The 7,339-nt window shown below is 65.5% G+C and carries 9 protein-coding genes; 3 read left to right on the forward strand and 6 right to left on the reverse strand.

The genetic code is table 11. The annotated features are described in order from the left end of the window. Positions 1–122 precede the first annotated feature (122 nt). Complete coding sequence (gene gtdA / locus B2W55_RS01430) at positions 123–1,163, reverse strand: gentisate 1,2-dioxygenase (RefSeq protein ID WP_024581565.1); 1,041 nt, start codon at positions 1,161–1,163, stop codon at positions 123–125. A gap of 105 nt (positions 1,164–1,268) precedes the next feature. Here gtdA and maiA point away from each other — a divergent pair, with 105 nt between their 5' ends. The 3 genes from maiA to B2W55_RS01445 are packed head-to-tail and all read left to right on the forward strand — an operon-like array spanning position 1,269 to position 3,587. Beyond that, the gene (maiA, locus tag B2W55_RS01435) at positions 1,269–1,901 is read left to right on the forward strand and encodes a maleylacetoacetate isomerase (protein ID WP_024581566.1); all 633 of its coding nucleotides are present in this window, start codon (positions 1,269–1,271) and stop codon (positions 1,899–1,901) included. Beyond that, a complete protein-coding gene (locus B2W55_RS01440) occupies positions 1,891–2,403 on the forward strand; it encodes a MarR family winged helix-turn-helix transcriptional regulator (RefSeq protein ID WP_024581567.1) in 513 nt (170 codons plus the stop codon). The genes maiA and B2W55_RS01440 overlap by 11 nt, the downstream gene beginning before the upstream one ends. Then, complete coding sequence (locus B2W55_RS01445) at positions 2,403–3,587, forward strand: 3-hydroxybenzoate 6-monooxygenase (RefSeq protein ID WP_024581568.1); 1,185 nt, start codon at positions 2,403–2,405, stop codon at positions 3,585–3,587. The genes B2W55_RS01440 and B2W55_RS01445 overlap by 1 nt, the downstream gene beginning before the upstream one ends. Positions 3,588–3,669: 82 nt before the next feature. On the opposite strand, the gene B2W55_RS01450 is transcribed toward B2W55_RS01445, so the two are convergent. The 5 genes from B2W55_RS01450 to B2W55_RS01470 form a co-directional block, all read right to left on the reverse strand. Next, positions 3,670–5,280, reverse strand: a complete 1,611-nt coding sequence (locus B2W55_RS01450) for a benzoate-CoA ligase family protein (protein WP_029879164.1) — start codon at positions 5,278–5,280, stop codon at positions 3,670–3,672. Continuing rightward, a complete protein-coding gene (locus B2W55_RS01455) occupies positions 5,277–6,407 on the reverse strand; it encodes an FAD-dependent monooxygenase (RefSeq protein WP_024581570.1) in 1,131 nt (376 codons plus the stop codon). The genes B2W55_RS01450 and B2W55_RS01455 overlap by 4 nt, the downstream gene beginning before the upstream one ends. A 116-nt stretch (positions 6,408–6,523) precedes the next feature. Beyond that, entirely contained in the window at positions 6,524–6,739 is a 216-nt protein-coding gene (locus B2W55_RS01460) for a hypothetical protein (RefSeq protein WP_024581571.1), read from the reverse strand. A gap of 107 nt (positions 6,740–6,846) precedes the next feature. After that, on the reverse strand, positions 6,847–7,068 hold the full coding sequence (locus B2W55_RS01465) for a cysteine rich repeat-containing protein (protein WP_024581572.1): 222 nt from the start codon (positions 7,066–7,068) through the stop codon (positions 6,847–6,849). Between the two features lie 42 nt (positions 7,069–7,110). Further along, positions 7,111–7,339 (reverse strand): cysteine rich repeat-containing protein (locus B2W55_RS01470; protein WP_291532173.1); only part of this gene is annotated, 229 nt, incomplete at its 5' end.

Below are 7,339 nucleotides of genomic sequence, written 5' to 3' on the forward strand. Positions count from 1 at the left end.
ACTCAGGGGACCCATAACCACCGCTGGCGTTTGTAAGATGAATGACTTGCCGCGTGCCCCTTCCTGAGGCCGCGGCGTATAGGTCCCGGCTTTCGCCGGGACGACGACTACACGTTGCTGGCTTAAGCGTTGCCCCGATCCTCGCGGAACAGGTCCAGCTTCTGCTGCACCGGGCGATCCGAGAACGAGAACAGCACCGAGTCCGCGTCGGCCTCGTGGGTGACCCAGTGCCAGCTCGGCACCACGAACAGATCGCGCGGTCCCCATTCGAAGGTCTGGTCGCCGACCCTTGTGCGGCCCTTGCCCTCGATCGCGGCGAACACGGTCGCATCAGTGGAACGATAGCGCGCGGTCTTGAAACCCTTCGGCAGCAGCTGGATGAAGGTGCCGATGGTCGGCATCGCGAAATCGCCGGTCTCGGGGTTGGAGAATTTCAGCTTCAGGCCGTGGCAGGCATCCCACTCGTCGCGGGCCCTGGCCTGCTCCAGCGTCTCGCGGGTGTGCTCATAGGGATAGTTGAAGATCGGCGAGGTCTTCGACGATCGCTTCTGGTCGATCGGCAGCAGGTTGCGGCCGTAGCGCGCGAAGCTGTCGCCGGCCGGCTTGGAGATCGCCTGCTGGTCCTCCTTGGCGCCTTCCGCGAACGAGCAGTCGAAGAACTGCACCATCGGGATGTCGAGCCCGTCGAGCCAGAACATCGGCTCTGAGGTTTCGTTGGAATGGTCATGCCAGGTCATCGACGGCGTGATGACGAAATCGCCCGGCGCCATCGCGGTGCGCTCGCCATCGACTGCGGTATAGGCGCCTTTGCCTTCGAGCACGAAACGCAGCGCCGACTGGGTGTGGCGATGGGCGGGCGCGACGTCGCCCGGCACCACCATTTGTACTCCGGCGAACAGCGAGGTCGTGATCCTGGATTGCCCGCGCAGGCCGGGATTCTCCAGCACCAGCACGCGGCGCTCGGCTTCCTTGGCCGTGATCAGCTTGCCGGCTTCGTTCATGTAGTCGCGGATCTGGTCGAACTTCCACAGATGCGGGCGGCAGGCGCTGCGCGGCTCCGGCGTCACCAGGTCGCCGAGCACGTTCCAGAGCGCTGATAGATTCTCGCCGTCGATCTTCTTGTAGAACGCCTCGCGCTCCGGGGTCTTCTGCACGGCTTCCATGGCAAGCCTCCCATCATTCTTGTCGGTTCAATTTAATTGACAGTATACTGACAATATGGCTAGCGTCAACGAACACCCAATGACGAAAACGCGAGGGAGGTTCCGATGAAGCTGCATGGCTATTTCCGCAGCAGCGCATCCTACCGGGTCCGGATCGCCCTCAATCTGAAGGGGCTGACGCCGGAGCACCTGCCGCATCATCTGCGCAAGGGCGAGCAGTGCGCCCCGGCCTATCTCGCGATCAATCCGCAGGGGCTGGTGCCGACGCTGGAGAGTGACGCCGGTGCGATCCTGACCCAGTCGCTCGCGATCATCGAATGGCTCGACGAGACCAATCCCAATCCGCCGCTGCTGCCGCAGGATCCGCTGCGCCGCGCCAAGGTGCGCGCCTTCGCCCAAGCGATCGCCTGCGACACCCACCCGGTGCAGAACCTGAAGGTGCTGGCGCGGTTGCGCAAACTCGGCCTGCCCGAGGAGCAGGTGACCGAATGGGCGGCCTGGGCCAATCGCGAGGGACTTGCGGCCTGCGAGACCCTGATCGCCGACGAGGCGGGGACGTTCTGCTTCGGCGATACGCCCACGCTCGCGGATCTCTGCCTGGTGCCGCAGCTCGCCAATGCGCGGCGGTTCGGTGTCGATGTGTCGGCCTATCCACGCCTGATCAAGGCCGAGGCGGTGGCGAAGCAGGTCAAGGCGTTCGCCGACGCCGCCCCGGACAAGCAGCCCGATGCCGAGTAGCAAGCCGACGCCCGTCACCATGGATGCGGTCTACACCGCGCCCGGTTATCTGTTCCGGCGGATGCAGCAGATCGCGGTCGCGCTGTTCATCGAGGAATGCAGCGCGTTCGACCTGACGCCGGTGCAATATGCCGCGCTGGTCACGATCTCGACCCATCCCGGCATCGACGCGACTAGGCTCTCCGCGGTGATCGCGTTCGACCGCTCCACGCTCGGCAATGTGATCGAGCGGCTGGAGGCCAAGGCGTTCATCGTGCGCAAGCCGGCAGCCGAAGACAAGCGCGTCAAGCTGCTTTACCTCACCAAGGCCGGAGCTGGCGTGCTCAACGACATCATGCCTTCGGTCGACAAGGCGCAGGCGCGGATGCTGGAGCCGCTGAAGCCGGCCGACCGCAAGACGCTGCTCTCGCTCTTGACCCAACTTGTCGACCTCAACAACGAGGCGTCGCGGGTGCCGCTGCGTGCCGAAGACGCGCTCGAACATCTCGGGAGATCGGGCTGATGGCGGAGAGCAAGCCGGTCCTGATCGCAGGCGGCGGCATTGGCGGCCTCGCGGTGGCGCTCGGGCTCGCGCAGAAGGGCATCCGCTCGATCCTGCTGGAAAAGGCCGCAGCGCTCGGTGAGATCGGGGCCGGCATCCAGCTTGGGCCGAACGCGTTCCACGCCTTCGACTATCTCGGCGTCGGCGAGGCCGCGCGCAACATGGCGGTCTATATCGATCAGCTCCGATTGATGGATGCGCTGACAGCGGACGAGATCACCCATATCGACCTCGGCGATAGCTTTCGGGCGCGGTTCGGCAATCCCTATGCGGTGGTGCATCGCGGCGACCTGCACGGCGTGTTCCTGCGCGCTTGCCAAAATCACGAACTGATCGAACTGCGCGTCTCCAGCGAGGTGACAGGCTATGAGCAGGATGGCTCGGCCGTGACCGCAAAGCTCGCCAATGGCGAGCGGATCATTGGACGCCTGCTGATCGGTGCCGACGGGCTATGGTCGAACATCCGCAAGCAGGTCACGGCGGATGGTCCGCCGCGCGTCTCCGGCCACACCACCTATCGCTCGGTGATCCCCACCGAGCAGATGCCGGAGGATCTGCGCTGGAACGCGGCGACGCTGTGGGCCGGCCCGAAATGCCACATCGTGCATTACCCGCTGTCGGGCTGGAAGGTGTTCAACCTCGTCGTCACCTATCACAATGATGCGCCGGAGCCGGTCGCCGGCAAGCCGGTCTCCGAGGACGAGGTGATGAGGGGCTTTGCCCACGTCCATGAGCGGGCGCAAAGCATCATCCGCCACGGCACCAACTGGAAGCTCTGGGTGCTGTGCGACCGCGATCCCACCGAGCGCTGGATCGACGGCCGCGTCGCGTTGCTGGGCGATGCCGCGCATCCGATGCTGCAATATTTCGCGCAGGGCGCCTGCCAGGCGATGGAGGACGCGGTCTGCCTGTCGCACATGCTGGCCAATCATGATGATCAGTCGGCGGCGCTCGACGCCTATCGCGCGCAACGCTTCCCGCGCACCGCGCAGGTGCAGCTGATGTCCCGCGCGATCGGCGAGCACGTCTATCACCCCGCGGGCGACCACGCCCGCATCCGCAACGCGATCATGAGCGCGAAGTCGCAGAACGAATGGTGCGACGATATCGCGTGGCTGTATGGCGGGACGGGGCTGGGCAGTTAGTCTCGGCAAATTCAGTCGTCGTCCCGGCCTTCGCCGGGACGACACCGAATTTGTGGAAGCCGCGCTTACTCGAAAGGCCGCCTCACATCCGCATCACGGCCTGGCGGTCGATCTTGCCGGTGCCGGTCTTCGGCAGCTCGTCGATGAACTTCACCTCGCGCGGATATTTGTACGGCAGCAGTTTCGTCTTCACGTAGTCCTGTAGCCGCCGCGTCGCCTCGTTGCTGTCGAAGCCGCCTTTGTTCATCACCACCACGGCCCTGAGCGTCATGCGGCGGTCGGGCAATTCGGCAGCGTAGACGGCGCATTCGCGGACATCGGGGTGATCGGCGAGGCAGAGCTCGACCTCCAGCGGGTAGACCCACTGGCCGGAGATCTTGATCAGGTCGTCGGCGCGGCCGCGGAAGAAGTGGAAGCCGTCGCTGTCGCGGATGAAGCGGTCGCCGGTGTAGATCCAGCCGTCCTCACGCACCGTCTCGGCGGTCTTGTCCGGCCGGTTCCAGTACAGCGGCGTGGCGGAATCGCCGCGCACCCACAGGATGCCCTCCTCATTGTCGCCGACCTCGCGGCCGTCGCTGTCGCGCAGCATGATCTCGTAGCCGGGCACGCGCAGACCCGCCGCGCCGAGCTTCTTCTGCTCCGCGCGGTTGCTGAGATAGACGTGCAGCACCTCGGTCGAACCGAGCCCTTCGATGATCTCGAGGCCGGTGAGTTGCTTCCAGCCGTTGAAGACCTCGGCCGACAGCACCTCCGCGGCTGACACCGCCATGCGCAGCGAGGAGAAATCCGCCGCGTCGGCGCCCTCGGCCTTGGTCAGCGAGATGTAGAGCGTCGGCAGGCCGAAGAACACCGTCGGTCGGTATTGTCCGATCGCCGCGAAGATCGCGGCCGGCTTCGGCTGGCCCGGCAGCAGCAGCGTCGCGGCGCCGACCGAGAACGGAAACGTGATCGAATTGCCGAAGCCATAGGCGAAGAAGATCTTCGGCACCGAGAGGCAGATGTCGCCGGGCTGAAGCTTCAGCACGCTGCGGGCAAACGCCTGCTCGCTATAGGCCATGTCGTGCTGCAAATGCACGATGCCCTTGGGCCGGCCGGTCGAGCCCGACGAATACATCCAGAACGCCATCTCGTTGCGGTGGGTGTCGGCTTCGTCGAGGTCGCCGGGAAAACCTTGCAGCCAATCACCGGCGTTGCGGGCTTCGGCAACCGCGTGATCGTCGGCGGTGCCGTTGACCACGATCAGCGTACGCAGCGGCGTGTCCTTGCAGGCCTCCGCGTTGAAGCGCGAGCAGAACTCGGCATCGGTGACGGCAACCTTTGCACCGGCGTCGGACAGGTAGAACTGCAACAGCTCCGGTGTCGTGAGCGTGTTGATCAGGAGCGGCACGAAGCCGGCGCGCACCGCGCCGAAGAACGCCGCCGGGTAGGCCGGCGTGTCGTCGAGGAACAGCAGCACGCGGTCGCCGCGTTGCAGCCCGAGCGACCGGAAGGCGTGGCCCCAGCGCGCCGCATCGGCGCACAACTCGCGATAGGTCCGCGTGCCGGCAGGGCCGGTCAGCGCCAGACGCCCGGCGTTGCCGTTGCCGAGATTGTCGAACAGGATGCGGCTCGCATTGTAGCGCTCGGGGATCGTGAAGCCGATCTCGCGCGCACCGGGACTATCCAGCGGAACCTGGTCGGCGATCCCCGTCATGATTGTCCCTTTGCGGCTTCGTACCGGGCCATGAAGGTGGGCGACATCGCGCGCAGCCGCGCGTCGTCGATCCGGCCGGAGCGGGTGATGTAGCTGTAGGCGAAATCCATCAGATCGAGCTTCATATGCGCGGGGAAATGCTCGTACCAGTCGGCGCTGGTCCGCGCCGCGGTGACGAGCTTCTTCACGACCGGCTTGCGTTCGGCCTCGTAGCGGGCGAGCGCCGCGGCAATGCCGCTTTCGCTCTCCAGCGCCTTGGTCAGCGCGATCGCGTCCTCGATCGCCAGCCGCGTGCCCGAACCGATCGAGAAATGCGCCGAATGCAGCGCATCGCCGATCAGCACGATGTTGCCGTGCGACCAGCGCTCGTTCCAGATCCACGGGAAGTTGCGCCACACCGATTTGTTCGAGATCAGCCGGTGGCCGTCCAGTGTCGCGGCGAACACCTTTTCGCAGATCGCCTGCGACGCCTCGATGCTCTTGTCGGCGAAGCCATAGGCTTCCCAGGTTGCCGCGTCGCACTCGACCAGGAAGGTGCTCATGTCCTTCGCATAGCGATAATGATGGGCGTTGAAGCTGCCGCGCTCGGTCGCGACGAAGGTCTGCGACAGCGTCGCAAAGGGCTTCGTGGTGCCATACCAGGCGAATTTGTTGGAGGAATGCGCGACCGAGGCCCCGAACGCGGCCTCATTGCCGCGGCGGACCATCGAGTTCAGCCCGTCGGCGGCGACGATCAGGTCGTACCCCTTGAGTTCGTCGACCGATTGCACCGCGGTGTCGAAGCGCGGCGTGATGCCTGTGCTGCGCACGCGCTCCTGCAAGATCGTCAGCAGCGCCAGTCGCCCGATCGAGGAGAATCCGACGCCGTCGATCTCGACGCTCTCGCCGCGCAGGTTGAGGGTGATGTTCTTCCAGCTCTCCATCTTCGGGGTGATGGCGTCGACCGTCTCGGGGTCATCGGCGCGCAGGAAGTCCAGCGCCTGCTCGGAAAACACCACGCCGAAGCCCCAGGTGGCGCCGGCCGCGTTCTGCTCGAACAGATCGATCTCGGCGTCGGGGTGACGCTTCTTCCAGAGATAGGCGAAATAGAGCCCACCGGGGCCTCCGCCGATCACGGCGATACGCAACGTCTGCCTCCCAGATTGACAGTGTACTTACAATTTGGGTCCAGACTAATCGCCCTCTGGCGGGAACGCCAGAGGGAAAATGCGCGCACCGACGCCGCTGCGTGGCGGCGAAGCGCTCAGTAGCAGCGGCGGACCTTCACTCCGTCGACCCAAATCCAGCGGCAGCCGGCGACGGGCGGCCTGCGGACCACGACTGCCCCGCGATAGCCGGCGCAGCCGGCGCGATAGACGCCGCGGGCGCAAACCACCGCATTGGCGTCGGAGGACTCAAAGGTCATGGTCGCGACAAAGCACAGCAGGGCCGCGGCGATCAGCAAAATTGAACGCGTCATGATTCCCTCTCCCGGAGTGAAGTATTGTTGGCCTGTGGGTGACAACAAGGTGCTGCGGCTCCGTGCCCGGCCAATCGCCGGACACATGTCGTCTCACCGTCGGGCGGCTATTTCTTTTCCGCTTCCACCAGCACCTTCTTGCAGGCGGGCGTCAGCTTGTCGCTCTCCTTGGCGAGACAGGCGATGATCCGTCCGCCGCCGGGCGTCACGCTCTTGCAGAACTTCTGGTAGTCGCCCATGCAGGCGTCGCGTTGCGCCGTGGTCAGCTCCTGGGCAAGGACGGCGGTTGAGCCGCAAAGCAGCGCGGCGGTCAGGACAATACGCAGCATCGATCGCTCCCTCTTCCGGTCAGTCGCGTGAAAAAAGCGGGATCAGCGCGCCGCGAACGGCGCCAGCACCTCGCGGCATGCCGGCGACAGCGAGCCGGCATTGGTTGCCAGGCATTGCACGATCCGCCCGCCGCCCGGTTGCACGCCGCCGCAGATCGAGCGGACGTCGCCGCCACAGGCCGAGCGCAGCACGAACAGCTCTTCGCGCGGTCGCAACGGCCGTAGTACGATCACAGCCGGTGCCGCAGCCGGCGCGGCCGCTGGTGCCGCC

The organism is Bradyrhizobium sp. UBA2491 (assembly GCF_002341725.1).
In the GTDB taxonomy this organism is placed as follows: domain Bacteria; phylum Pseudomonadota; class Alphaproteobacteria; order Rhizobiales; family Xanthobacteraceae; genus Bradyrhizobium.